This is a genomic window from Dulcicalothrix desertica PCC 7102 (assembly GCF_003991905.1).
Taxonomy (GTDB): domain Bacteria; phylum Cyanobacteriota; class Cyanobacteriia; order Cyanobacteriales; family Nostocaceae; genus Dulcicalothrix; species Dulcicalothrix desertica.
Window position 1 is genome coordinate 217,430 of the sequence record NZ_RSCL01000016.1, and the last position, 25,503, is coordinate 242,932.

A 25,503-nucleotide genomic window follows, 5' to 3' on the forward strand; every position below is an offset into this window, starting at 1 on the left:
AAATTCTAAATATCTGTTGGTTTATTCTTGACCAGTTACTGAGGTTATAAACAAGAATGTTATTGCTGCAAGGCTTTTAACTCACCTAAATTTGTAATAATTCTAAATAGTCTGTCACTAAAATATACAACCTGATAATCAGGCGCCAGTTCTGTTTGCAGTTGCTTCCATAAACTAATTCCTTCTTTTTCAAAAGCAACTTTAGCTTCTAAACTAGGAAAACCTGGAGAGTCAGTAGGGTCTTCCCAATTTAAGGTAGCATCATAAGCCTTTGCCCATTTATGTAAACGTTCAATTGTATTATTACTCAAAGGTAAACTTTCAGGCTCTATATCTCCCACTTCATCATCATCCCACCATAATGGATCACATCCATAATCTGTCATTAGCTTAATTTTTCTAGGCATATAAATCCAATCAAAAAAATTCTAGCATTTACCCTGTTATTGAGTGCCTACGTCCTACAGTTCCCCTTTGCTGCTAATAAATCAAGTTCAATGATTGGTTCAAACTATATAACTGAACGGAGCTATTATCGTAGAGCTTCGCGCTTCAGCTAAATTGGCTACAACTTTATGTAATCTGTTACTAAAATATACAACTTCATAATCTGGCGCCAGTTCTTTTTGTAGCTGCTTCCATAAACTAATTCCTTCTTCTTCAAAAGCTGAAGAAGCTTCTAAACTAGGAAAATAGGATGCGGCTGGGTCATCTTGATTTAATGCGCGCATCGTAAATATCTGCCCATTTTTCCAAACGTTCGACAGTAGCATTACTTAAGGGCAGGCTGCTTGGGTCAATGTCACCAGCCTGAGTAGAATTTGTCCACCAGAGTGGATAGCATCCATAATCAGCCATTAGCTTAATTTTTTTTGCCATAGCTACTTTACCGTATTACCTAAAGTTCTATTAAATCTGTATAGGTTGGCAACGCTTGACCGAAACCCAAGATATTGCTTGCTGATGTTGGGTTGCCGCGTCGCGTAACCCAACCTACAAATCTCTTTCCTAATATTGTCTCTGTAGAGACGCGATTAATCGCGTCTCTACTGTGTCTCTGTGGTAAAAAATATCGGTTGGTTTGCGTCTCGCCTTTTGGACTGCACATCTGAGACAGATGTGCTACGCGCCTACTGCTTCTTTCGCTGCGTAAAGAACTTCTGCGCTAATGTTGCCAATACCGCGTTCGCGCGCAAATTTTTCTGTGTTACGCTTCACTTTACCGCGTACAAAACCTGGTATTTTGTTGAGTTCTGCTAAACCGTCTTTTGTCCAGTTTAAGTCAGATTCGGCGGAGATTCCTTTGGTAATAACTTCTTTAGTGTCGTGTCCACCAAATATTTCTAATAGGTGGTCTTCCATTCCCAAAGTAAAGGAGTTATATACTAAGTCGGCTACTTGGTTTGTTCCTTCGTAACCCATGAATGGTTTGTAACCTATTGGGAAATTCTGAATATGGATAGGCGCCGCTATTACACCACAAGGAATATCTAACCGTTTACCAACGTGACGTTCCATTTGTGTGCCGAATATAGCTGAAGGTTCAACGCGCGCTATCGCATCTCCAATGGCGCCGTGGTCTTCGGTTATTATTACTTCATCACAATATTCACTAACTTGTTCACGGAACCAGTCAGCATCATATTTACAATAAGTACCTGCCCAAACAACGTGAATTCCCATTTCGCGCGATAAAATCTTGGTCATTGCTGCTGCGTGGGTAGAGTCACCAAACACTACAGCTTTTTTACCAGTTAAGTTTTGGCAGTCGATGGAACGCGAGAACCAAGCAGCTTGTGATACATACAATGTTTGATTATTAATAAACTCTTCATAATCAACATTGGCGCCACTCGCGTTGATAACTTGCTGAATTTTTCGGATACAACGCGCTGTTTCTACTACACCCATCGGCGTAATATCTACACATGGTGTTCCAAATTGTTCTTCGAGATACTTCGCTGTTGCTAAACCGAGTTCGCGGTATGGACACAAATTAAACCATGCACGGGGTAAATTTTTTAACTCGTGAACTGAGGCGCCTTCTGGTATTACAGCATTAACTTCGATACCTAAGTCAGCCATTAACCGCTTTAACTCGGTGCAGTCGTGCTGGTTATGAAACCCTAAAGTGGAAATACCAATGATGTTAACTGAGGGTTTTTCGGTTTTACCTTCTGGTAACTCACCTTTTTTACGTGCTTTTTCAATGTAAAACTGGACGATTTGTTGTAATGTTCGGTCTGCTGCTTGTAACTCGTTGACGCGGTAGTGGTTAACGTCCGCTAGCATCACGTCACCTTTGGCATCGAGTTGCGCGCGTTCTACAAAGTTTTGTAAATCTTCTTGCAAAATGCTCGATGTACAGGTAGGAGTCAAAATAATTAAGTCGGGGTGTTCTTCTTGGTCTTTACGGGTGATGTTATCTACCACCTTTTCTTGTGAACCCCGTGCTAATACATGACGGTCTACAACACTCGCTGTAACTGGGGTAAAATTTCGCTCTCTCTCTAGCATCGAGCGCATTACGTTAAAATAATCATCCCCTAAAGGAGCGTGCATTATGGCATGAACGTTTTTAAAAGAACTGGCTATTCGTAGCGTACCAATATGAGCAGGGCCTGCGTACATCCAATAAGCCAACTTCATATATGTTCTCCCTTAGCATTTCTTTTTTATTAACGTTTTTGATTGTCGCAAAACTTTTGGCGCCTTTATGCCTTAGAGAAATGAAAGTTATTATTTGCTGGCAACAGATCATAAACGGATGTAACAGATGTAGCTCTAAGTTATAAACAAAATAAACCATCCGTTACATCCGCTCTTATCCGTTGCCAGTAGTTGTCCGAAATGATTGTATAACTGCGTGTAGCTATTTTTAGAATTAACATACCTTATAAATACGTATATACATCATGTTTCTCAATTCTAAAATTGCTATCGCTACATTGAGTCTACTAGCTATTACAAGCATTTCAGGGTTTGCGGCTAATGCAATACTGCCTCAAAAAAAACAGCCTGTGATTACTGCTCAAGCAAGTAAAGTAACAAAAAACACTATTATTCCTGGTAAGCAGGTAGGCGCCATTACTAGAAAAACGAAGCGTGCGGATTTGGTAAAGTTATTTGGCGCCTCTAAGCTAAAGGATGAGACAACAAGATTTTTTGGTGGGGAAGCAGAGTTTCCCGGTACGGTAATAAATTTGGGTAAAGATAGAGGGTTGACTGTTCTTTGGAAAGATAAAACCCGTACTCAAGTTAGAGGTGTCATGGTATATGACTCACAGTGGAAGACTCCTGAAGGTATTGGAGTGGGAACTACTGTTAGTCAGTTGCAGCAAAAAATAGGTAAGTTTAAAATGAGTGGCTTGGGTTGGGATTATGGTGGTATTCCACAACTTCAGGGGACTAAAATAGCGAATTATCAGGCTAAACTTGTTTTGCGGATGAGTGTAGATGAAAAGCTTGCTCAGAAGTATGAGAAAGAGTCGCTAGCAATTTCAGGTGACGGTGTTACATTGTCTTCGAGTAATCCTAGTTTGAACCGTTTGGGTGTTAATGTTAGGCAAATGATTGTGTTTTTTGATTAATTCGTAATAATCACTCGTACTAATCACTTTAGTGATTATGGTAATCACTGAAGTGATTATTACGACGGGGGTTGGGCATCATGTGCGGTAGGCTACGCGCAGGCTTTGTATCAAGATAATTAATGATGCAACTGCCATTCCGGCGCCCCAAACCCAGTATGGTAACAGTAATTGCTGTTGAATTTGGGCGGTATCAGAAAGTCCTAATGGTCCTGCTGTATAACTAAATAAATAATCTAATTGGTGATAAGTACTTATGCAGGCTTGGACTCCTAGAAATTGCACGGCAAAACCTTGTACCCAACGACTAGCTTTGAGTCCAACCGCCAGAATTGTTACACCAAGTAAGGGTATTAATACAAATCCAAAGGGTGAACGAACCCATATTAAGGTTGATATTAATAGACTTATTCCTAATATTTTTAAACTTAATGATGCTGTTTTAAAGCTGCGTGATGCGATAATTAAACCGGCGCCTGCTATTGGTGGTCCCATTGGTCCTGCGGCAGCAACTAGTGCGCGACGTATAGGATCCCAAGATGAGGGAAATGAAAATGTAGCAACCCCAGAACCGTTAGAGAATATTTGTAACTGCTCAAAATTTCCTCCCAGTAGCGCTGCTGTTAAACCATGCGCCATTTCGTGAAACCAAGTTGCCAAAATTGTAAACGGATAAAGAATATAGTCACCACCAGGAATTTGCCATAGCACCGCTGTTGCAATGGCTGCTGCTATCAACCATTTAAGCCCCATGCGGTTTATAACCGCTGGGGCCTCCTCTTTTGCGAGCAAAGGTTCGTTATATTTCCACTGTTCGCTCATACTACATCCACTTATACACTTGACTCTATCGTAACTAGACTGAACTGGGTTTGTGGGATGTTGCCCAAATATCTAGTTGATTGGCGCCAATGTATTTGTTTCCAAATGAATCTGAATTTGCGGACCAGAGCGTGCTAAACGAAAAATAACTCCATCGCTGACTCCGGATTGCAAAATTTTCTCGCCATTTATATATGTTCCATTTGCTCCCAGACTTACGATTTCCCAACCGGGAGTTACACGTCGTACTTCTACGTGGTGGCGAGAAACCACAGCACTATAAAGAACAACATGATTATCGCTCGCTCGTCCAATACGGATTATAGATTCGCCCTCAAAAGTCCAACTTTGAGGTGGAAGAGATTCTAGTGGGTGTATGAGGGTAAGTGTTATCACGCGCCGAATTGGTATTAAATTTCTACTGTTTGAAACAGAAATGTTACCAAATCACCCTTGCCTAAACCAATGCGGTCGCCTGGTCGAAGCCTGTGTCTATTGCCGGGTAGCAATGGTAAGTTATTAATGTAAGTGCCGTTTGAACTACCTACATCTTCTATATAGTATGCGTCAGCTTCGACGCGAATATCGGCGTGAATCCGCGAGACAATTTCCGAGTTCGAGAAACCCGATACATCGATATCTGGCGGGATACGGTCATTCGGTTTACCAATATGAATTACCGGAATATTTTGCGGTAGTTCTATGGTTTGTTCCGACTGCACGTGAACAAGCCGTGAGGTTATTTGCTGTAGCTGGGTTCTAGCTGGCGATGGTGCAGGCGCCGGAGTCTCTGGTTCCGCTTGTGTAACAGGTTCAGGAATAAATGCTACAGGCTCTGGTTCCGGTGGTGCTACAGGCTCTGGTTCCCGTGGTGCTACAGGCTCTGGTTCCGGCACTATAGTTGGGGGTGGTACAACGATTGGTGGCGAAGTTGCAATTGGCGGAGCTGTAACGGTAGGTGCAGGAAAATTTGCAGGAGCAGGTGTGTATTGTGGTCTTTCATTGACAACGACAGCTGTCGGTGGAAGAGGTTCTGGGTCTGGAACTAAAAGCGGAGCAGGAGGCGCCGTCACCACAATTGGTTGTGGTACTACTGTTTCAGGTGGTGGAACTTCTTGTGGCACTTCTACAGGTGTTTCAAAGGCAACTGTAGGTGGTGCTACCGTGGGATAAGGAGTACCAACAGCAGCAGCCCGCAAATTAAAGCCGCACTGACCGCAGAACGATGCATCTGCCTGCACGGTTGCCCCACAGCTTGGACAGCTAACTGTAGCTGGTAATGGGGTGTAGCAAGCTTCACACTGAACGGCACCGTCTGGGTTAGGGTGATTACAGTTAGGGCAGACGATCATGGAGATAAGCCTTTGTTCTAGGTCATCTAATGGTTATTGTAAAAAGCAAAGAATTTGCTCTCACTTTTAATTATTTACTTTGGCGCAAGACAAGTTAGTTGCTAGCAGCACAAAAGAATAAGCGTGTTTCAGTTTTGGGTTTTTAGATATACTGAAAGTATACCCATACCTTTATCTGCCATATTATCTGTTATACAGACGCAGCCGCTAACTCGTCACCCGCAGCCGCATCTAACAGCCACAAAAGCTCTCCTTGCGGTTTAATCAAGCGAGATGGGTAAGTAAAGTTGTCAGCAGCAGGTGCAAACACTTGCGCTAAAGATGGTTTTTTATTAGCACCAGCCACTACAAACATAACGCACCGAGCCGCGTTAATAAATGGGTATGTGAAAGTTATGCGCTGACTATCTCCTTTATTACCAACGGTAACAAGCTTATCAGTAACTTTTAAAGCATCGGTATGAGGGAACAATGAAGCCGTATGAGCATCGTCACCCATACCAAGTAAAATTACATCCAATGCTGGGAATTCTAAGGCTTTGACTTGAAAGAATTCTTGGAGTTCTTTTTCGTGTTTTGCTGCTGATACTGCTGGGTTGCCATCAAGAGTTGGCATCGCGTGAATATTTTGTGGGGGAATATTAACTTTGTTCAACCACGCTTGACGTGCCATCAGTTCATTACTATCTGGATGGTTAGGTGGAACGTAACGTTCATCACCCCAAAACACGTGTATTTTCTCCCAAGGTAGATTTTGAGCGGCAATCGCCTCATATAATGGTTTAGGCGTACTACCTCCCGATAAAGCAATTGTAAACTGTCCGCGTGCTTCGATAGCTTCAGAGAGCTTCGACAAGATTATAGACAGCGAGCGTTCAATTAGTGCAGGCAAATCAGGCAAAACTTCTACTTTCCGATTCATGTCATCACCACGTTGCTGACTTATCAGCAATTACAATAGCGAAAATATTCGCTTTCCTTTGTGATCACTTATATTTAATTAACGAGAATTGTATCCCGCTGTGCTGTTAATAGCTGTGTAATGCCCTTTTCGGCAAAATCCATTAACTGATTTAACTGAGTTCGGCTAAAACTTCCTTCTTCAGCAGTTCCCTGAACTTCGATAATTCCAAGATTTTGATTCATCACCACATTAAAGTCTACTGTTGCCGCGACATCTTCAACGTAGTTCAAATCTAAAAAAGGTTCGCCTTCTAACAATCCCACTGATACTGCCGCGACTTGTCCTACTAACGCAGAGCGTTCTAACACACCTTGTTGCAGTAATTTATTTAAGGCGCCAGCGACAGCTATAAAACCACCAGTTATGGCTGTTGTTCGCGTTCCTGCATCAGCTTGTAAAACATCAGCATCAACAGTTATCGTCCGTTCGCCCAATGCCTCAAAATCAATTGTCGCTCGTAGCGAACGACCAATCAATCTTTGAATCTCTTGTGTCCGTCCCGATAACTTTAAAAATTCGCGTTCATGTCGCTGTTGCGTAGCCGATGGTAGCATTCGATACTCAGCAGTCAGCCAGCCTTTACCTGTTCCTTCAAGAAACCTAGGAACACCATTACTTATACTTGCCGTGCATAGAACCTTGGTTTCGCCGCAAGATGCAAGTACAGAACCAGCAGCATAGCGAGTAAAGTTTTGCTGAAAGCTGACTTTCCGCAGTTCAAAGGGTTGCCGACCATCGGGACGCTGCCACATATGTAAATTGCCTCAAATTTATAATAAAAGAGGATACATTCCCTTTATGCAATACTGTTAAATTAATCTAATTGATTTTATATAACTGAGGTAAGACATCAACCGATAAGTGAAATTATATCTTCAAGGACTTTATTAGGTGGCTGGTCGCCATTAACTGTAATTAAACGGCGCCTGCGGTCGTAATACTCTAAAATTGGAATAGTCCGGTCATAGAACAACTCAACGCGACGTTGAACAATCTCTGGATGGTCGTCGGGTAAAGAACGTCCCAGAGAACGACTTACCATTACAGCTTCAGAGACTTGTAAGTATACAGCAAACGACAGCTTTTGTCTTAATTCATCGAGTAAAAAATCTAACTCCTCAGCTTGGAAAGCAGTACGAGGATAACCTTCTAATATCCACCCACGTTCGACATCTATATTTTTAAAACGTACACGAACAAACTCAATCATCAATTCGTCAGGGACAAGCTCACCAAGCTTTATATAAGGCATTGCAAGACAACCTAACTTTAATGAACTTGCTACAGCTTCACGTAAAACCTCACCCGTGGAAATCAGACAAATATCAAAGTGCGTACAAAGACTTTGAGCTTGCGTACTCTTCCCTGAACCTGAACCTCCTAAAATCACTAGTCTCACGACAAAACACTCCTAATGTAGTCAAAAATAAAACTGTCTAAATTTGTTGTGCCCAAACAAACGGCAAATGTAACATAGATAGACTGCTCCCAAGGCTTTGATTTTTGAATCAATTTCTGTATCGTGAATGCTGGTTCTCATTTTTACGACATCTAATGTGAGTAAGCGTGTAAATATAAATTTTAATTCCACTTGACTTAAAGGCAAACCAAATGATTGACTAGGAATGCCACTTACTTGCCCACACTAAATTAAAAAAAATCCTGGCTATAGAGAAAAAAAGATTCAAATTCAACATCCGCAAATTCTCTCAAACTCATTGTTCCTTTTTAAACATTAAATTATGGTTGTTCAGTTAGAAACCCCAAGCACAAATCAGACTCTAAGATTACCATATACAGTTGAGGGTTTAATACAAGTTTTTACTACATCGCATCGTAACTTTTTTACCACAGTTATGGCAGAAGCACTTAGAATAGCAGGTCAAGGAACTCCTGTACTAGTAGTGCAATTTCTTAAAGGTGGTATTCATCAAGGGTGCTCTAAACCAGTAAAGCTAGGGCAAAAACTAGATTGGATTCGTTGTGATTTACCGCGATGTATTGATACACCCCATCTTGAAGACAGCGAAAACGAATCGCTACAGGAATTGTGGCAACATACACAAAAAGTAGTATCTTCTCTTAAGTATTCTCTCGTTGTACTAGATGAGTTAAGCTTGGCAATAAATCTTGGCTTAATACCCGAAGCTGATGTATTAAGCTTTTTGGCAAGGCGCCCTCCCAACATAGATATCATTCTCACAGGTCCAGAAATGCCCAAATCCATTTTGGACATAGCAGACCAGATAACAGAAATTCGCTGTAGTCACAGACCGTAAAGTATTTTATAAATCCGCTCCCCCATTAACACCGTGATTAAAAACGACATTTGGATTCAACAAATGGCTCAACAGGGAATGATATCTCCCTTTGAACCAAGCTTAATTCGTCAGTTAAAATACGATGATGCATCATCACCACGTCACGTTATTAGCTACGGACTATCTTCTTACGGTTACGATATCCGCTTATCTCCTGTAGAGTTCCGCATTTTCCGTCATATTCCCGGAACCGTAATAGACCCCAAAAACTTTAACCCACAAAACTTAGAATCTACCCAACTTCATACAGATGAAACAGGAAGTTACTTTATACTTCCTGCTCACTCATACGGTTTAGGCGTAGCCCTAGAAAAATTACAAGTTCCAGATTACATCACAGTAATTTGTATCGGTAAATCTACTTATGCACGCTGTGGAATTATTGCCAACTTAACACCAGCAGAAGCTGCTTGGCGTGGTCATCTAACTTTGGAATTTTCCAACTCTTCAAGCGCTGATTGCCGTATCTACGCATCCGAAGGTGTAGTACAGCTATTATTCCTAGAAGGAGAACCTTGTGCAATTAGTTACGATGCTCGACAAGGTAAATACCAAGACCAAGCCGAAAAAGTTACCTTAGCAAAAGTCTAATTGAGTGCTGAGTGCTGAGTGCTGAGTGCTGAGTGGTCATTCCTAACTCCTAACTATACTCAGCACTCAGCACTTTTAACTCATAACTTTTTTAAGGCGCCAATCTTCCTTTACCTAGTCGAGTAGACTTATACCATGTTGCAATTGCAGGCGCCCATTCTTCAAGATGAGGAAACATCATTTCACACAACTTCTGAATTTCTAGCTGCGCGTCTTTTTTGTAACGCAAATCAAGAAAATGCAGAAGCGAACGTAAATTAAAACTAACGACAAAGTGCTGTCGATAATCAAACGGAACCTTTCCACGTGCGTGTTCCTCAGACATTCCAGATTCAAAATCAGCTTTATATCGCTTTGCGGCTTCTAAACACCACTGTAAATCCGCCTCTCTTTTTTCAGGCGAGTAGTAATATTTTTTACCTTGACGGTCGCTATAATATCCAACTGGACGTAAGTAAAAAACATCTTCCACTTCTTTCTTACCTTCGAGTACGTCAATAAATTGATTACCTGTATAGCGAAATGAGTTGTGGACAACTATACTGTTGGCAACAAAATTATGCCACGCACCCTCAACTTCCAAGTCATAAGTCATTTGTTCGCCTAAATACTCAACATTTTTTATCTTGACAGGATGCGTTTTTAAAGTTTTTTGTACAGATAACTCATTTAAAATTTGGGATTCTAAGCAAGCTTTATTTTTGTAAAGAGCATTCTCGTATGTTATTACTCCATTACACATTACATAACACTGCTCAGTCATACGAATGACACGACCATCGTTATCAGTGACTAATCCAACGGAGTCCCCCATTGTTTTCCATCCTTCAGATGTAAATAAACGATGATTTACAGTGCAGTCTAAAGTCTTGCCATCTTCCAACGTAACTCGGTAAATAGGCTGAATTCCGCTACACATAACATCTTTTATATGTCCAGCTTCAAAAAACCCTGATTCTTCATTTAAAACGCGCAAGCGCATATTACGAATTCGCTGTTTACAGTCACGTCTATATTTACCTGGTTGCTCTCCATTAGTCCAGAGTTCGTATAGTTCGCCAATCGTTTTCCTTAATTTCCGATTAGTTTGGTTATTGCAATCAACAAAAGTAATTTCTGTATTTGCTGCCAAACACTGAACATCAAATGATACACCGACTCTGTGAGTACGTGCCTGCTGCATAACACTGTGAGGAAAATAACCACAGTTAAAAACTATCTGTGGATGCTCCATTGGCCCAAAATGTCCTCTGTCACCAGCTAGCAAGCGTTTGATTATCAACTCTCCACAAGCTTCTTCGCTAGGAAATGTATCACGCTCGTCGTACACGAACGCTTCTGTGTAGTCTTGGTGCATTGCAGCGTAAATGACCTGTTGGGGATTTGGGGTTTTGGCTAAAACCTCTACGCGGAATCGATCCATGAGCGGGACTTACGGTAAGTTTCTACAATATGAAGGCTGTGTAGCCCAGAGAGTCATCATATAATGCAACGCTTCAGGATACATATTTAACAAAATTGCTTAACACTCTTTACATAAATTAATATTGCGTTTACAATTGTTTACAAATCCAGTAATAAATATTTAGGAAAATCCCATGACATACAAAGGTGCTATCGTAGACGAACAGGGTAAAATGAACAATTTTGCTCTTGAGCCAAAGGTATATGTAGATGAACAAGGCGACCGTACTGGTTTCACTCCTTATGCTGAATTACTCAATGGTCGTTTAGCGATGATTGGTTTTATTTCGTTGATTGCGTTGGAAGTATTTACTGGACACGGTATTTTTGGTTTCTTGCAAAATCTCTAAATGTGAAAGTATTTAACTAAGTAAAAATAGTCGTAGTAATTGTGATTCGACGATATTTAATAAACCCGCTCCTACATGTCGATGTGTTGGAGCGGGTTTATTATGGTTTTAGGCACTACACAAAAAGGTTTTTATATGGCTTTGACAGCATCTACAATGGTAAATCTTGGTACACAGGCGCCTGAATTTTCACTACCAGATGTAGTATCAGGAAAAACTATCTCACTATCTAATTATGAAGGGAAGCCGTTGCTGGTAATGTTTATATGTCAACATTGTCCATTTGTAAAGCATATCAAAGGCGAACTGGCTCTTTTAGGCAAAGATTATTTAAATACTGATTTGGGTATTGTAGCGATTAGTGCTAATGATGCAGAAAAATATCCTGATGATGCGCCTGAATCTTTAAAAGCAATGGCAATGGAATTAGATTTCAAATATCCAGTTTGTTACGATGAAAATCAAGAAGTGGCAAAAGCTTATACGGCTGCGTGTACACCAGATTACTTTTTATTTGATGCAAAACATAAATTAATTTACCGTGGGCAATTAGATGATAGTCGCCCCAGTAATGGTGAAGCAGTAACAGGAAAAGACTTGCGCGCGGCGATAGATTCAGTCTTAACAGGCAAAGAAGTTATCGGGGATCAAAAACCAAGCATAGGATGCAACATAAAATGGAAACCAGGTAACGAGCCAAATTACTTTGGGTAATGTTGGGTAAATGTAAATTAGGAAATAGTTAGTAGTACAGACATTTAACTGAAATAATTCCTCACTCACAAATAAAACTACTAACCATTACCTGAATTGGTCATCCATTAGTACAAGGGTGATAATCACACCTTTTACTAATGTTTAATCTCCAAATTTAAAATATAAGTCCCTAATTGAACTTTCCCCGACCATAATTCATACTCAACTCGTAAATGTTCGGGTAACGGATGTCCGTTAAGAATAAGACTACGAGTGTAATTACGGAGACGAATTGGTTCATGAGGTTGAAATGATTCGCTGGGTAGCCAATACCTACTTACACCACACACACCCTGTTCCCAGAAGTGGCGGTAACTCAGCTGTGCATTTCCTTGCATTGTCATAGTGACGCGATAAGGCGATATTTCCAGCCATATAATTCTAGGACTACCAGGGGTAGGAATGTTACAGCTTGGATACATTTCCTCGTGCGTTCGGCGAACAGATTCACTATTTTTTTGGTGCGGCGCCGTCAAGAGTAGATGGAATCTATCGCTGTCTTTTTGATACAATGTTGCCGCAGTTTCGACGACAGACCACACGGGAAGGTCTGTAGAAATGAGCGACAGGCATACGGGCTTGCGTTGGTGTGTCAGCATGGGAGCGATACCGGCAATTAAGTTCCAATTAAGAAAAAAAACAAAACACGGACTAGTGGTCAATACCTGATAAGAGCGAGCATCCTGATAAAATGGGCAATGCAAAACAACCGTAAAACTAAAGCAAAAATAAATTCAAGCGAGATAGAGCAGCCCGACCATAGAAAGCGGTAGGATAATGTTCGCAGTCACACGCCAGTTTATCCTAATGTCGCCTTCTGTTATAACCGTAGAAACAAAAGAAGACGTTTCGCTTTCTTTAGTTATTAACCAGATAAGTTCTGGTATCTCCTTACAGGGTCGCATACTCGTACCAGGTGATAAGTCTATATCTCATCGTGCCCTAATGTTGGGTGCTTTGGCACAAGGAGAAACGAAAATTCAAGGTTTACTTCTCGGAGAAGACCCTCGCAGCACTGCGAGTTGCTTTCAAGCGATGGGGGCAAAAATTTCTCCGCTTAATAGTGAGATGGTAACAGTAACAGGTATTGGGCTTGGTAACTTGCTTGAACCCATTGATATTCTCAATGCTGGCAACTCAGGTACGACGTTACGATTGATGCTGGGCATTCTAGCTTCGCACCCAGCCCGATTTTTTACTGTTACTGGCGATAGCTCACTACGTGTACGTCCCATGTCGCGCGTTGTTAAACCTTTGCAACAAATGGAGGCGCAAATTTGGGGACGAAAAGATAATTCGCTTGCTCCCCTGGCTATACAAGGAAAGGTACTCAAACCAATTCACTATCATTCGCCAATTGCCAGTGCCCAAGTCAAATCCTGCATTTTATTAGCTGGATTAATGACAGATGGCAAAACAACCGTTACTGAACCCGCAATCTCGCGTGACCACAGCGAACGGATGTTACGTGCCTTCGGCGCCGACTTAGAAGTTGACCCTGATTCTAAAAGTGTAACTGTCACAGGCGGAAAATCGCTACATGGTCAAAACGTAATTGTACCAGGTGATATTAGTTCAGCGGCTTTTTGGCTCGTCGCTGGAGCCATTGTTCCTAATTCCGAATTGGTAATTGAAAACGTCGGTGTGAATCCAACTCGTACAGGAGTATTAGAAGCATTAGAAATGATGGGCGCCGACATTGAGTTACAAAACCAACGTGAAGTGGCAGGGGAACCAGTAGCCGATTTGCGCGTGCGTACTAGTAAATTAAAGAGTTGTACTATCTCAGGAGATATAATTCCTCGGTTGATTGACGAAATTCCAATTTTAGCAGTAGCAGCCGTATTTGCTGAAGGTACAACAATAATAAAAGACGCGGAAGAACTGCGAGTCAAAGAAAGCGACCGTATCGCTGTAATGGCACAGCAATTAACTAAAATGGGCGCCAAAGTTACAGAACTTCCCGACGGTATGGAAATAACTGGTGGAACACCATTAACAGGGTCAGATGTAGATAGTCATACAGACCACCGCATCGCCATGAGTTTAGCAATAGCTGCACTCAACGCCAAAGGAACTACAACAGTAAACCGTGCGGAAGCTGCAAGTATTTCGTACCCTGACTTTACGAATACCCTGCAAAAAATCATAGTCAGCTAACTGGCAACGGATTATGAACGGATGTAACGGATAATTAATGTAACGGATAATTAATGTAACGGATAATTCGTTTATTGTTACAACGTCTTTCATCATTTATACTCCAAAATTTATACTGCAAACGGGTAAAATATGGACTTATGTCATGCTGAGGAACGAAGCATCTAAAAAATCTTGACTTTGTTTAAAAGTAAAGTTCTAACCCGTTTTGAGTATAACGTCACAAATACAGTGATAAAAATGTTACCCAAATTGCATAATAATCCTGGTTTACGTTTAGCCAGTGGTGCAGCACTCACATTTTTCATAATTTGTTCAATATTAAACTTACACCGTTACTGGAGTTATTACGCTTCATTTGACCAAGGATTATTTAATCAATTATTTTGGAACAGCGTTCACGGGAATTTCTTTGAAAGTTCACTATCATCAACACTTTCAACCAACGTCGTTCATGCTCAAAAGGCGCCTGAAGTATTTTACAGTCATTTCGGACAACATTTTAATCCGATTTTTGTACTATGGATGCCAATTTATGCAGTATTTCCTTGCAATGAAACATTAATTATTTTACAAGTTTTATTTGTAACAATTGCGGGCTTAGTATTATACGCATTAGCGCGACACTATTTACAACCAATGCTCGCAGCAATGATAACGGTAAGCTTTTATTGTACAACCACTGTAAACGCTCCCATCTTAGCCAACTTTCATGATATCAGCGCGGCGCCGTTATTACTATTTGCTGTCTTATTGGCAATGGAAAAGCAGAAATGGCGGTTATTTTTTATATGTGCCATTTTACTACTCGCAGTTCGCCAAGATGTAGGGATATCCTTATTTAGTATTGGTTTTTATATGCTTGTGAGCAGACGCTTTCCCCGTATGGGTTTAGTAATATGTTTTCTTAGTATTGGTTATATACTGCTAGTCACCCAATATATCATGCCACAATTTTCTGCTGATGTTGCTCGAAGAATGACAATAGAAAGATTTGGGCAATTTACTACAAATGCAGAAGCATCTACAGTAGATATAATTTTGGCTATTTTAACTAACCCAATGCGATTATTAGGAGAACTATTTCGTGGTTTTCCAAGTAAATTGGGCTATATAGTTGTTCATAGTTTAGCTTTAGGCATAATACCAGCTTTATCAAGTGCTACTTGGGCAACCGCAGGTTTTCCTTTACTTTACTTATTTTTGCAGCGAGCGAGTAACGCTTTAAAAATTTCGATTCGCTACGCCATGCCTGTTGTACCAGGCATATTCTACGGAGCAATTATTTGGTGGTCAACAAGGCAAAATTTATATAAACAAGCCAAAATTCGGCGCTTGTGGAAAACTTGCATTATTTTATCATTAATAGTATCAATATTAGGAAATCAAAACAGCGTTTTTTATTTTCTAATCCCAGATTCAATTAGCCCATTAGTATACATATCAATTCCAGAACAATGGAATCACATCCATCAGTTCCAACCTTTGCTTAAGCAAATACCCGCAAACGCTAGTGTATCAGCTACTACTGAACTTATTCCCAAACTATCCAACCGTCGAGAAATCGTCCGTTTATCAGAATTACGATTAATCAACGACGCACGACAAACCATTACAGTAGAGTACATCATTGCTGACATTTGGAGGCGCCAAAAATATCAAATCGCAAAAAAACGCCCATTATTAGAAGATTTTTTCCAATTCATCGACGAGGTTACTAATAATCAACAATATGGAATAATTGGTTTTGCTTCGGGAGTGATTCTACTTAAAAAATCCACTATCTCCAATCCCCAAGCAACTAGCGCTTGGTTGAATTTTCGTAAGAAGTCAGAAGTGGTTAGTGGCAACGGATTATGAACGGATGTAACGGATAGTTAATTTCTTGTTACAAAATTTTTCATCTTTCAACGTGACGTGGCTTGATATCTCTGATGGAACTTTGCTCATAGTTAAAAGCGGTAATTACGATTTTTTACCCACAAGCTAAGTGGAATTGCGTTACCTTGGGTATCAACTTTTGCTTCTACTACAAAAGGTTGTGGTTGTCCTGGTTTTACTTGTTGCGCTTGAGTTATATCTTTGTTGATTTTGTCTCGTTGGTCTTCGGGTAGGTAGTAGGTTTCTAGGTTGTAATTGACTGAGTTGTATTGAGAAAAGCCTTTAATGGCTACTTGGTTCGGCGCCAATGATGTAGGTTTTTCTGTACTAATACGTATAGGTTTCCAGGGTGAAGGCGCCGCTTGTTGTGATAGTTTTTGCTCTTGCAATGTTAAGTAAATAGTTGTGTTTTGGGCAATTGGAGCATATTTTTTGTCTTGACCAGGTGCTTTTTTAACTACTTCATCCCAACCTGGAAGTTTCTTTAAATTGTCTTGACGGGAAATATCGTAACTAAGGGTTTGTGAATAACCACGTAGTAGGTCGTAGGGGTCTACTGGTAAGGTTTGTAATACTACCGTTTTACCTGTTATGTGAGTGTATACTGCTTGTGCTGGGATGGAGAGGATAAAGGCTGTTTGGATAAGAAGGGGTACTGCAAATCGCCAAATTTTCATAATGTGTTACGGATTGGGGTTTTGTGTAATATTGCTTGTGCGACGTTCAAACCAAATTCCGGCGCCAATTACTGCGACACCACATAAAATAAATACAAATGATTTAAATAGTAATTGAGTATCGTACTCTAACATGCGGCTAATAATTTGCAATGTTAGTAATATAATTCCACCCCAATAGGCGCCTCTTTTTCCTAATTCCAGTGCTTCCTTAATTAAACAACAAGCTAATACAGCTAAAAGCAGATTGAAAGTAAAAATAGAAATTGCAGGAGCTATAACGCGGAAGTGATGTAAAACAATAACTGTACTACTTAAAAGAATGAAGCAGCCAACAAAAATATTAGTAGCTTCAATTCGAGTATTTTGTCTAGGACGTAATAAGTTCCACCACTGGCATATTGCAATGAGCGTAAAAATAACTACATCGATTACAGGGAACCAAGCTTGTATAGAGTTAGAGGCATTAGCTTGATAATTGGACTCCCATTGCCAGCGGAAGGAGTAGATATAGAAATTGATAGCAAAAAATACAAAAGTTAACGTGCGTGCGGTTGGTTGAAATCGTGGTGAGTTTGAATTTAAGAAAGAAAATGGAGAGTCGCTGTAACTCCACAATAATGCAGGTGGTATGGCTAGTGCAGCTAATCCAGCCCAAAACGGTATATTTGAATAGATTAAGTCAAATGAACGTAGATTAAATTGTAAGTTTATAACTATCGCAATTACACTTAATCTAAAAATCCATCGTGAACGGCATAAATAAGCCAAAGGTACAAATACCATAGCTAAAATCAGGGGCATGTGTCGTATCATTACATGTCCCCAACTTTGATATTTTTCCCAATAGTAGACTTCGGAAAGTCCTGTCCAGTAACCAATTTGTAATAGTATTAGGGCAAGTACGGCAAGCGTTGTGATATGTAAGCTACACGCCATCAGTACAACGGCTAAACCCCAAGCTAAATAAAGCTGATATGGAGAACCACCAATGTGGAACATTTGCGCTAGTAGTCCCATATTGGCGCCTATTAGCAAGTTACCCAAAAGTATCAAACCTGTCCCGAATGTACGCTTGCGTCGTTGGGTTCTTCTTGCTGTAATAGAAGTGGGCAACGGTTGGCGCCACAAGTAGAAACCAGAAATATTGGTAGCTAAAAATAAAGTTAGTAATAATACTAATTTGATTTCGCGCGATAAAACTTGCCAATTAGCAGCTACAAAGGTAATTACACCCAAAGCAAGTAATACGGCGCCTAAACCAATTAGTATAAAAACGAAACTGTCGCGTCCCTCAGCTTCGAGATTATTAAATTCATACCTGGTAGCAAGTTGTTCGTGTAAATGCTCGTCAATCAACCCTTCATCACGCCAAAGCTGCGCTTCCGCACGCAACTTACGCTTAAAATTATCAATCATGCTAGCTTCACTCCAACGCTGTTGAAAAATTTAACAGCTTATATTTGACAGTATGAAGCCTGCTAGATTTTTAACCAAGCTGTAATGTGACAGTTTAAATTGTTAGTTGAATTTATAAATTAATTTGCTGCTGCTTCTTGATAGATAATTTCTTGGAATTGAATTACGTCTTTTTGTGGGTCAGATAAGCTAACCTTGACAAGTAACTCTTCTCCCAAAGTCACTGGACGCTTGAAGAACATTGGTAACTGTAGACCTAAATCTTCAATTAAAATCAGTGCTAAACCGCTATCTTCGCGTAACCACATTAATACAGTAACTTCCCAAATTTCATCTGGGTTACGGCGTAAATACTCAAGTGCCCAGTAGCGATTGGTTTGCCGCTCTACCATTGTGACTTCTTGAGTAATTGTAGTCACCATTATCATTACTTCTCTAAGCTGGTCTGCGGTGAAAGGCAATACTTCCCCGCGTAAATGCGCTTTTAATTGGAAGTGGGTAAGTAAATCACTATAACGGCGAATTGGAGAAGTTGCTTGTGTGTAAGTATCTAAACCTAGACCTGCGTGACGAACTGGGGTAATACTCATTTCACTTTTAGGCATACACCGACGCATTGCACAAGCGCGCACAAACCCCGCAGGCAATAATATTAATTCTTCTTCTGGTGGTAATTCTGGCTGAGGCTGACCACGGAAAGGTAAAGGTATATTATTTTCTTTTCCATATCGAGCGGCTACTTCCCCAGCAACAATCATCATTTCAGCAACAAGCCGACGCGAGGGAGAATCATCTAATAAATCGATGCTAACTTCATCTCCTTTCACTTTAATCATCGCTTCGGGCATATTAATACTTATTGCCCCTTGAGCATAACGCCATGCTTTGCGTTTCTCTGCTGCATCAGCTATGTCTTTAATTTCCGGTTCTGCTTGAACGCCTAATTGCAACATTTCGTCAACATCTTCGTAGGTAAGACGATATGTTGGCTTAATCAAGCTAGCGTGAATACAGTAATCTACAACGGCGCCTGCTTCATCCAAAATAATTCCAAAGCTCAAAGCGCAACATTCTCTACCTTGAACCAAACTCATTGGTCCAGTGGCTAATAATTCGGGGAACATTGGCACCATCCCCGTAGGTAAATATACGGTGCTGCCACGCCTGCGTGCTTCTAAATCTAACTCATCTTCTGGCATCAACCAGCGTGTTGGGTCAGCAATGTGAACCCAAACACGTTCACGTCCGTCTGGTAATCGTTCCCAACTCAAACCATCATCAATCTCGGTGGTACTCTCATCATCAATGGTGTACACCTTCAGATGCGTTAAATTCAGACGGTCGATATCTTTATCTGGTGGGATAAAATCCAAACGCTGCTGCGCCACTTCTATTACCTTTGTAGGGAACTGGATTGGAATTGACGAACGACGCAAAAATAGGTTCTCATGGGGACTCCATAAACCTAGGTCGATAAGAAGTTGAAAAGCTGCTTGGGGTGTAGCAGGGCGCCCCAATAAATTCATTGTTTCTAATACTGGCGCACTAGGAGGATAAGCGCGCGCAACAGTTTCATAAGTTACACCTGCTTTAGTAGTGTCAGCAAGTAGCGCTGCGTATTTTTCTAAAGCTTCAATACGATGACGGTCATGTCGCTGCCACTCAACAGGTTCTTTGTTAAGTGCTTTATCAACTCGGTCTAAAAATTCTTGCTGTCCTCTAACTTTGAGAGCTTCTACTTCCAATTGATGCTTACGCTCTGCTACCTGTGTAGTAGTTCGAGGTTCATAGGCATCTCCTTTCTGCTTAAAGTAAGTTTTGTCGTCCGACAATAACCAATAAGCAGCATAACATTGAGAAGGTAAAGATTCTGAAAACAGCAGTTCCGCCATTTGAAGAGGGGTAACAACTTCGCCATCTTCAACGAGTAGTTCCCAAGCGACCTCAAGACTTGATGGGTCTAAGTAACCATTAACTTCTTGTAAAAACTTTGGTATTTGTGACGGTTGAAAAGTTTCCCCAGTCACTGTATAAGTAATTTGCCGAGGGGCAAGGCTGTGGGGTTGACCTCGTTCGTCGATTACAAAAACACGGGTTTTACCATCTGGTCGGTCAACCACCCCCAGACGTCGTTCTGCTCCAACCCGAAATTCTACTAGCGTCCCCTTCTCCACAAGCCTTATAAATTTTAGATTTTAGATTTTAAGATTTTAGATTGGATTTTTGGATTATATAGCCTGTATGTAATTCAAAAATTCCATTCATATTTTTTCAGATTTTAACTTTTCAGGTATAAAATATGCCTGAATCTTGACGCTCGATTATAGATTTTGGAATTGTTTCAGATTTTTGGGTGTATTTAAAATCCATTCATTGTCGGAGACAAATTCATCCATTGTCGAAGACAAATCCAAAATCCAAAATCCATTTAGCCTTCTGCGTTAATGAACGGCAATAAAGCCATAATTCGCGCGCGTTTGATAGATAACGTCAAATCACGCTGCTGTTTTGCAGTCAGTCCAGTTATACGACGTGGAAGGATTTTGCCACGCTCGGTAACAAACTTACGTAGCAAATCAACATCTTTATAATCGATTGGTTCACCGGGTTTAATCGGTGACAGACGGCGACGATAGTAACTCATTCCTACAAAATGTCCTCTACTTAATCTCTTTGTGAGTCGTGTGCTTGTTACAGTGCGTACAGAACTTACTTAGTTCTAGACGGTTGGTTGTATTGCGACGATTTTTGGTCGTAGTATAACGCGATACACCAGGGGAACGTTTGTCAGAATTTGACCTACATTCAGTACATTCGAGTGTCACTACAATACGGACACCTTTGCTCTTAGCCATAATTGTTCATTCCCTAGGTAAAGCTTGAAGAGAATTTAACACAAACTCCTATAATCGCACATTGCGCCGCGTTTTTTCAACTAGTCGCTTTAATTTTAAGTCAAGCGAATAGCCGCGACGCGACGAGACAACCATAGTACTAGCATAGCGGTCATGCAGTGCTTGTTGCCATTGAGTATCCGAAAACGCCGTACAGCAATCAATAGCCAGAGGAATTACTAGCAGTATAGCAGTCGGATTCCGAATAATATTACCCAAAGCAATCGACACTAAAAGGGCGCCCAAGCCAATAATAGCTTCGCGTTTAAATAAAGATAGTAAATCAGGAATAATAGGTTTTCCCAATTCGAGTACCTTCAAGTCAAAAGCCCAGCGCCCTAAACTTTGACCTTTATTGTTGTAAACTACAACGACCCGTAAAATCAACCAAGCGAGAACAAAAACCAATATTTGAACAACTTGAACACCAACATCACCACTACCAAACACCGAACTAACCAGCCAAGCACCCAGAAAATCAACGCTTAAAGCCATTGCGCGTCTAGCATAACCAGCTTTAGGGAAATATGGCTCGTCGTCATTAGGCTTGGAATACTTTGTAATGGTCATAATAAAGGGAAAGGTAAAAATAGTGAAATAGTTATAGTTAGCTTGTTTATTTTATTTGATTGAATTAATCGCCATGCAGTCAGTCAACGAAGCCGAAGCAATTATATACAGCTTAGTGCAGCCTCTCGATAGTCAATTAGATACAGAAACTGTTGACTTACTTGGAGCAACTGGACGCATTCTAGCAAAACCCATTACCAGTCCGAACGACTTCCCCCATTGGGATAATTCGGCGATGGACGGTTACGCAGTACGCTACGAGGATGTTTCTGACTGTAATGCTCTTAACCCTGCTGTACTCTCCATTATCGAAGAAATACCTGCTGGCTATCAACCCAAATCAACATTACAACCAGGACAAGCCGCGCGTATTTTTACAGGCGCCGTCATTCCACCAGGCACCGATACAATAGTCATGCAGGAAGTTACACAGCGTGAAAACAACCAAGTTTTCATCTTTGCGGCGCCTAAACCTAAAGAATTCATTAGAAAAAAAGCATCATATTATCAAGCAGGGAATGAATTATTACCCGCAGGAATAGTACTCAATGCCCCAGAAATAGCTGTATTAGCTGCCGCGCAATGCAACCAGCTATGTGTTTACCGTAAAGTAAAAGTAGCGATATTATCAACTGGAGATGAATTAGTCACAGTAGATAAAACTTTACAACCAGGTCAAATAGTTGATTCCAACAACTACGCATTAATAGCTAACGTACAACAACTAGGCGCCGAAGCAATATCATATGGCATCGTGCCCGATGATGAAGAAATATTAAAAGCGACTATCGAAAAAGCCGTTAGTAAGAGTTCTGGTGGCGCCGATATTATCATCTCATCAGGTGGAGTATCAGTAGGCGAATACGACTATGTAGAAAAAATTTTAGAATTACTAGGTGGAAAACTTCACATTCGCAGCGTCGCAATGAAACCAGGTAAACCCCTAACAGTCGCAGCATTCCCTAACAATAAAATATACTTCGGCTTACCAGGAAACCCCGCATCAGCACTAGTAACATTTTGGCGATTTGTCCAACCAGTATTAAAAAAACTCTCTGGACTCTCAGAAAATTGGCAACCCGCAATTATAAAAGCAAAAGCATCAACCGAACTACGTTCCGACGGCAAACGCGAAACATATATTTGGGGAAAATTAAAACTTATAAATGGAGAATACGAATTTGAAATAGCAGGAGGCAACCAAGTCTCAGGAAACTTAATTAACCTAGCACAAACCAACGCTCTAGCAATTATACCAGAAGCAACAAAATCAATTTTGCCAGGACAACAAGTAAACGTATTAATCGTAGGAGCAAGTTAACCAATAACCATCAATAATTTATAACACAAACGATTAAAATCTGAACCTCTGTCATGCTGAGGTACGTTAACGAAGTTTTCCCGCAGGGTAGCATCTAAATACGTTCTGAAGTTTTTGAGCTTATAAAGCGCAATCCAAGTTTAATTGATTTGCGTGTAGAGCGTGTCAACCAACCGCCTACACCACTCCAGTTTCGACTGCTGTGTAATATAACAACCCAGTGTAAAGACGACTTTCGCCCCTTTTCTAGTCAAGAATATCAACCTCTTATTGAGTCCAGTGTTGCAACGGCGCCTCGTTAGAAGCGGTGCAGTAAGTGTGATAATTGGTTATAACAAGGGAGGTTTGGAGAGGTGCCTTTTGAGAGTAAGCCTTTTTAGTAGTTAATCGAGTTATAATCTAGACAGCAATGCCATCCAAAACCGAACTTTCAATTTCCATTTTGTGGCCAACATCTATATATATTATATTATTGTTAAGAATAACACACGCTTTCCTTATGTCTCAACAAGTGCAATACGTTACAAACCCAGCAGGAGAACGACTAGGTGTATTGTTAGATTTAGAAACCTATCAAAACCTAGTAAACTTAGTGCCAAATGATGAAGAAATTTTAACTGGCATGAGTGTTGAAGAGCTACAAGCATTAGCAGAAAGTGAGCTATCTATAAAAGCACAAAACAAATTAAATGATTTGCTCGTGCGGAACAAGGAAAACGAGCTATCTTTGGAAGAAACTACTAGTCTAGACAATTTACTTGTACAGATTGACCAACTTAATATTATCAAAACTAGAGCTAGGTATACTTTACATAAACTTCAAAATAAAATAAAAGCATCGTGAGCGCGTATATTGCAGTTGAGTTACAAAAAGAAGTTAGAGCCAAGTTCTGCGACTGTTGCGCTTATTGCCGAACTGCGGAATTCTTAATAGCTACAACATTTGAATTTGAGCATATCAGACCTCGTTCTGCTGGTGGGGAAACAAATTTTAATAATATTTGCTTGGCTTGCCCTTCTTGTAATCGTTATAAAGCTTCACGTCAAACAGGTCTTGATATAGAACAAGGGCAAGAAGCCGCTTTATTTCATCCGCAACAACAATTATGGGAGGAACATTTTGCTTGGAATGAAGATTGCACAGAAATTATAGGGATTACAGAGATTGGTCGAGCAACAATTTCCGTATTAAAAATGAACCGTCCACAATTGATACGTATACGTAAAATGTGGGTGGAAATGGGAGAACATCCTCCAAATATCTAAAGGTTAGTTATACCTTTGAATATCTGTTATATGCCCAATTATACCACGATTACGACCATCAACAAAATGTTGGGTGCCAATTTATATAAGAAAGCGTGTGACTGAATTTGCGACACTAAAGCATATTAATATATCTTTCCTAACAGCTTAATGGAATTACCAAAAAATCGAAGGGAGAAAGGCGCCTTTTGGTTCGTTATATAATCCAACAGTCATCAAATTCATTGGTTCTACCACTCGCAAACCTTTCTCTAGACACCAGCGAAATAGATCACTATTGCGTGTTGGTAAGATAAATCCTGGTCTAGCAAAACTTGTTGCAGCAGCTATAAGCGCTTTTAAATCTTCGTTACTTTTGCCAACAGCATATCCATAAAATCCTACCATGCTCGCATATCCCGTGATTTTACCGTCATGAACAACTACAGTTGCCGTGAGTCGTTGTACTGCTTCTATAAGTTCTTGTTGGCGGTCGCAACCGTGAACCTTAAAACAAAGCTGGTTACACGCATTGATATCATCTTGAGTGCAAGAGCGAACCTGATATCCTGAAATTTCTAAATTTAGAGCATTACCTTGTATAACTACAAGCGGTTCTTGTATATTAAATCCAAGCTTAATGTAGAGAGCCAAAGAGCGATTGTGATAACCTGCTTGCACGAGTCGAACACTTACAGAGCCTTTCTGTTTGGCATACTCTAATACATTTTCCATTAGTTGCCGACCAACCGAGTCATTCTGTACACTTGGAGCAACTGTAACAGGCCCAACACCCGCAATTTTCCCCCTTATCTTTAAAAAATTGCTCCCAACAATTTGTCCATCTATTTCCGCAATTACCGAATATATATTTTGATTTTTGAATATGCCTAAAAACCAATCTATAACCTCCTGTAGAGAAGTAAAATATCTTGGAAAGTTATGTTTGTCAGCGATATTATTAAAAGCCTCATAGCAAATTAAAGCACAGGGATGAGCGTCAAGAGGTCTACCTTGCCGTAATGTTATTTTACTTTCCATCTATACTCAATTTATCTTATAAATATAGTACCTCTAAGTAACACAATATATCTAAATAATCTCTTATTTCGCCCAATATATTAAT

The 25,503-nt window shown here is 40.4% G+C and carries 30 protein-coding genes and 2 pseudogenes; 11 read left to right on the forward strand and 21 right to left on the reverse strand.

The genetic code is table 11. The features are described from left to right. Positions 1-59 precede the first annotated feature (59 nt). The 5 genes from DSM106972_RS30715 to bchB form a co-directional block, all read right to left on the reverse strand. Positions 60-407, reverse strand: coding sequence for an immunity protein CdiI family protein (locus tag DSM106972_RS30715; protein ID WP_127084244.1), 348 nt, complete (start codon positions 405-407; stop codon positions 60-62). Positions 408-506: 99 nt separating this feature from the next. After that, complete coding sequence (locus DSM106972_RS55455) at positions 507-731, reverse strand: immunity protein CdiI family protein (protein ID WP_325052228.1); 225 nt, start codon at positions 729-731, stop codon at positions 507-509. Beyond that, positions 709-879 carry an immunity protein CdiI family protein gene (locus DSM106972_RS55460; protein ID WP_325052229.1) on the reverse strand — a complete coding sequence of 57 codons (171 nt, stop codon included), beginning with the start codon at positions 877-879 and terminating at the stop codon, positions 709-711. The genes DSM106972_RS55455 and DSM106972_RS55460 overlap by 23 nt, the downstream gene beginning before the upstream one ends. A 19-nt stretch (positions 880-898) precedes the next feature. Then, positions 899-1,108 carry a hypothetical protein gene (locus DSM106972_RS30725; protein ID WP_127084245.1) on the reverse strand — a complete coding sequence of 70 codons (210 nt, stop codon included), beginning with the start codon at positions 1,106-1,108 and terminating at the stop codon, positions 899-901. A 14-nt stretch (positions 1,109-1,122) separates the two neighbouring features. Then, positions 1,123-2,649, reverse strand: coding sequence for a ferredoxin:protochlorophyllide reductase (ATP-dependent) subunit B (gene bchB / locus DSM106972_RS30730; RefSeq protein WP_127084246.1), 1,527 nt, complete (start codon positions 2,647-2,649; stop codon positions 1,123-1,125). 266 nt (positions 2,650-2,915) lie between these two features. Between bchB and DSM106972_RS30735 the strand changes: the two genes are divergently transcribed. Further along, a complete protein-coding gene (locus tag DSM106972_RS30735) occupies positions 2,916-3,590 on the forward strand; it encodes a hypothetical protein (protein WP_127084247.1) in 675 nt (224 codons plus the stop codon). 78 nt (positions 3,591-3,668) lie between these two features. On the opposite strand, the gene DSM106972_RS30740 is transcribed toward DSM106972_RS30735, so the two are convergent. From DSM106972_RS30740 to DSM106972_RS30765, 6 genes are all read right to left on the reverse strand, one after another. Beyond that, positions 3,669-4,412, reverse strand: coding sequence for a M50 family metallopeptidase (locus tag DSM106972_RS30740; RefSeq protein WP_127084248.1), 744 nt, complete (start codon positions 4,410-4,412; stop codon positions 3,669-3,671). Positions 4,413-4,484: 72 nt separating this feature from the next. Continuing rightward, positions 4,485-4,808: an FHA domain-containing protein gene (locus DSM106972_RS30745; RefSeq protein WP_127084249.1), complete on the reverse strand. Its 324-nt coding sequence runs from the start codon at positions 4,806-4,808 to the stop codon at positions 4,485-4,487. A 14-nt stretch (positions 4,809-4,822) separates the two neighbouring features. Then, entirely contained in the window at positions 4,823-5,764 is a 942-nt protein-coding gene (locus DSM106972_RS30750) for a double zinc ribbon and FHA domain-containing protein (RefSeq protein WP_127084250.1), read from the reverse strand. A gap of 190 nt (positions 5,765-5,954) precedes the next feature. Further along, positions 5,955-6,686: a 6-phosphogluconolactonase gene (gene pgl / locus DSM106972_RS30755; protein ID WP_127084251.1), complete on the reverse strand. Its 732-nt coding sequence runs from the start codon at positions 6,684-6,686 to the stop codon at positions 5,955-5,957. Positions 6,687-6,760: 74 nt separating this feature from the next. Further along, on the reverse strand, positions 6,761-7,480 hold the full coding sequence (gene rph / locus DSM106972_RS30760) for a ribonuclease PH (protein ID WP_127084252.1): 720 nt from the start codon (positions 7,478-7,480) through the stop codon (positions 6,761-6,763). Positions 7,481-7,578: 98 nt separating this feature from the next. Next, positions 7,579-8,127 carry an adenylate kinase family protein gene (locus tag DSM106972_RS30765; protein ID WP_127084253.1) on the reverse strand — a complete coding sequence of 183 codons (549 nt, stop codon included), beginning with the start codon at positions 8,125-8,127 and terminating at the stop codon, positions 7,579-7,581. Positions 8,128-8,470: 343 nt separating this feature from the next. Here DSM106972_RS30765 and DSM106972_RS30770 point away from each other — a divergent pair, with 343 nt between their 5' ends. Together DSM106972_RS30770 and dcd are read left to right on the forward strand one after the other, a co-directional pair. Next, positions 8,471-9,007 (forward strand): P-loop NTPase family protein, encoded by a 537-nt coding sequence (locus DSM106972_RS30770; RefSeq protein WP_127084254.1) that lies wholly within the window; start codon positions 8,471-8,473, stop codon positions 9,005-9,007. A 63-nt stretch (positions 9,008-9,070) separates the two neighbouring features. Beyond that, positions 9,071-9,640, forward strand: coding sequence for a dCTP deaminase (dcd, locus tag DSM106972_RS30775; protein WP_222596594.1), 570 nt, complete (start codon positions 9,071-9,073; stop codon positions 9,638-9,640). A 91-nt stretch (positions 9,641-9,731) separates the two neighbouring features. Here dcd and thyX read toward each other — a convergent pair. Then, a pseudogene (thyX, locus tag DSM106972_RS55465) lies at positions 9,732-10,166 on the reverse strand (FAD-dependent thymidylate synthase); the annotation flags it as partial. 12 nt (positions 10,167-10,178) lie between these two features. Beyond that, positions 10,179-11,063: pseudogene (locus DSM106972_RS55470) on the reverse strand (FAD-dependent thymidylate synthase); the annotation flags it as partial. A gap of 175 nt (positions 11,064-11,238) precedes the next feature. Between DSM106972_RS55470 and DSM106972_RS30785 the strand changes: the two are divergent. Both DSM106972_RS30785 and DSM106972_RS30790 read left to right on the forward strand, forming a co-directional pair. Further along, a complete protein-coding gene (locus DSM106972_RS30785) occupies positions 11,239-11,454 on the forward strand; it encodes a CAB/ELIP/HLIP family chlorophyll-binding protein (RefSeq protein ID WP_127084257.1) in 216 nt (71 codons plus the stop codon). A 135-nt stretch (positions 11,455-11,589) separates the two neighbouring features. Continuing rightward, entirely contained in the window at positions 11,590-12,168 is a 579-nt protein-coding gene (locus DSM106972_RS30790) for a thioredoxin family protein (RefSeq protein WP_127084309.1), read from the forward strand. A 137-nt stretch (positions 12,169-12,305) separates the two neighbouring features. Here the strand turns inward: DSM106972_RS30790 and DSM106972_RS30795 are convergent, their stop codons facing one another. Beyond that, on the reverse strand, positions 12,306-12,809 hold the full coding sequence (locus DSM106972_RS30795; RefSeq protein WP_026092952.1) for a hypothetical protein: 504 nt from the start codon (positions 12,807-12,809) through the stop codon (positions 12,306-12,308). Positions 12,810-13,017: 208 nt separating this feature from the next. On the opposite strand from DSM106972_RS30795, the gene aroA reads away from it, so the two are divergent. Further along, on the forward strand, positions 13,018-14,370 hold the full coding sequence (gene aroA / locus DSM106972_RS30800; RefSeq protein ID WP_127084258.1) for a 3-phosphoshikimate 1-carboxyvinyltransferase: 1,353 nt from the start codon (positions 13,018-13,020) through the stop codon (positions 14,368-14,370). 240 nt (positions 14,371-14,610) lie between these two features. Continuing rightward, a complete protein-coding gene (locus DSM106972_RS30805) occupies positions 14,611-16,230 on the forward strand; it encodes a DUF2079 domain-containing protein (protein WP_127084259.1) in 1,620 nt (539 codons plus the stop codon). A gap of 92 nt (positions 16,231-16,322) precedes the next feature. On the opposite strand, the gene DSM106972_RS30810 is transcribed toward DSM106972_RS30805, so the two are convergent. From DSM106972_RS30810 to DSM106972_RS30835, 6 genes are all read right to left on the reverse strand, one after another. Then, on the reverse strand, positions 16,323-16,928 hold the full coding sequence (locus tag DSM106972_RS30810; RefSeq protein ID WP_127084260.1) for a GDYXXLXY domain-containing protein: 606 nt from the start codon (positions 16,926-16,928) through the stop codon (positions 16,323-16,325). A gap of 6 nt (positions 16,929-16,934) precedes the next feature. Further along, positions 16,935-18,347 carry a DUF2157 domain-containing protein gene (locus DSM106972_RS30815; protein WP_127084261.1) on the reverse strand — a complete coding sequence of 471 codons (1,413 nt, stop codon included), beginning with the start codon at positions 18,345-18,347 and terminating at the stop codon, positions 16,935-16,937. A gap of 119 nt (positions 18,348-18,466) precedes the next feature. Then, positions 18,467-20,521 carry a ribonuclease catalytic domain-containing protein gene (locus DSM106972_RS30820; RefSeq protein ID WP_127084262.1) on the reverse strand — a complete coding sequence of 685 codons (2,055 nt, stop codon included), beginning with the start codon at positions 20,519-20,521 and terminating at the stop codon, positions 18,467-18,469. Positions 20,522-20,775: 254 nt separating this feature from the next. Beyond that, positions 20,776-20,991 carry a 30S ribosomal protein S18 gene (gene rpsR / locus DSM106972_RS30825; protein ID WP_019490626.1) on the reverse strand — a complete coding sequence of 72 codons (216 nt, stop codon included), beginning with the start codon at positions 20,989-20,991 and terminating at the stop codon, positions 20,776-20,778. 16 nt (positions 20,992-21,007) lie between these two features. Further along, on the reverse strand, positions 21,008-21,202 hold the full coding sequence (rpmG, locus tag DSM106972_RS30830; RefSeq protein WP_083872152.1) for a 50S ribosomal protein L33: 195 nt from the start codon (positions 21,200-21,202) through the stop codon (positions 21,008-21,010). A gap of 48 nt (positions 21,203-21,250) precedes the next feature. Beyond that, positions 21,251-21,811, reverse strand: a complete 561-nt coding sequence (locus DSM106972_RS30835) for an RDD family protein (RefSeq protein ID WP_127084263.1) — start codon at positions 21,809-21,811, stop codon at positions 21,251-21,253. Positions 21,812-21,884: 73 nt separating this feature from the next. Here DSM106972_RS30835 and DSM106972_RS30840 point away from each other — a divergent pair, with 73 nt between their 5' ends. The 4 genes from DSM106972_RS30840 to DSM106972_RS30855 all read left to right on the forward strand — a co-directional run bounded on the left by DSM106972_RS30840 (position 21,885) and on the right by DSM106972_RS30855 (position 24,398). Beyond that, complete coding sequence (locus tag DSM106972_RS30840; RefSeq protein ID WP_127084264.1) at positions 21,885-23,132, forward strand: molybdopterin molybdotransferase MoeA; 1,248 nt, start codon at positions 21,885-21,887, stop codon at positions 23,130-23,132. Between the two features lie 149 nt (positions 23,133-23,281). Then, on the forward strand, positions 23,282-23,434 hold the full coding sequence (locus DSM106972_RS53995; RefSeq protein ID WP_233787166.1) for a hypothetical protein: 153 nt from the start codon (positions 23,282-23,284) through the stop codon (positions 23,432-23,434). Positions 23,435-23,631: 197 nt separating this feature from the next. After that, complete coding sequence (locus DSM106972_RS30850) at positions 23,632-23,976, forward strand: hypothetical protein (RefSeq protein WP_127084265.1); 345 nt, start codon at positions 23,632-23,634, stop codon at positions 23,974-23,976. Beyond that, positions 23,973-24,398, forward strand: coding sequence for an HNH endonuclease (locus DSM106972_RS30855; RefSeq protein WP_127084266.1), 426 nt, complete (start codon positions 23,973-23,975; stop codon positions 24,396-24,398). Before DSM106972_RS30850 ends, DSM106972_RS30855 begins: the two co-directional genes overlap by 4 nt. 156 nt (positions 24,399-24,554) lie before the next feature. Here DSM106972_RS30855 and DSM106972_RS30860 read toward each other — a convergent pair whose 3' ends face one another. Beyond that, positions 24,555-25,418 (reverse strand): GNAT family N-acetyltransferase, encoded by an 864-nt coding sequence (locus DSM106972_RS30860; protein ID WP_127084267.1) that lies wholly within the window; start codon positions 25,416-25,418, stop codon positions 24,555-24,557. Between the last annotated feature and the right edge of the window lie 85 nt (positions 25,419-25,503).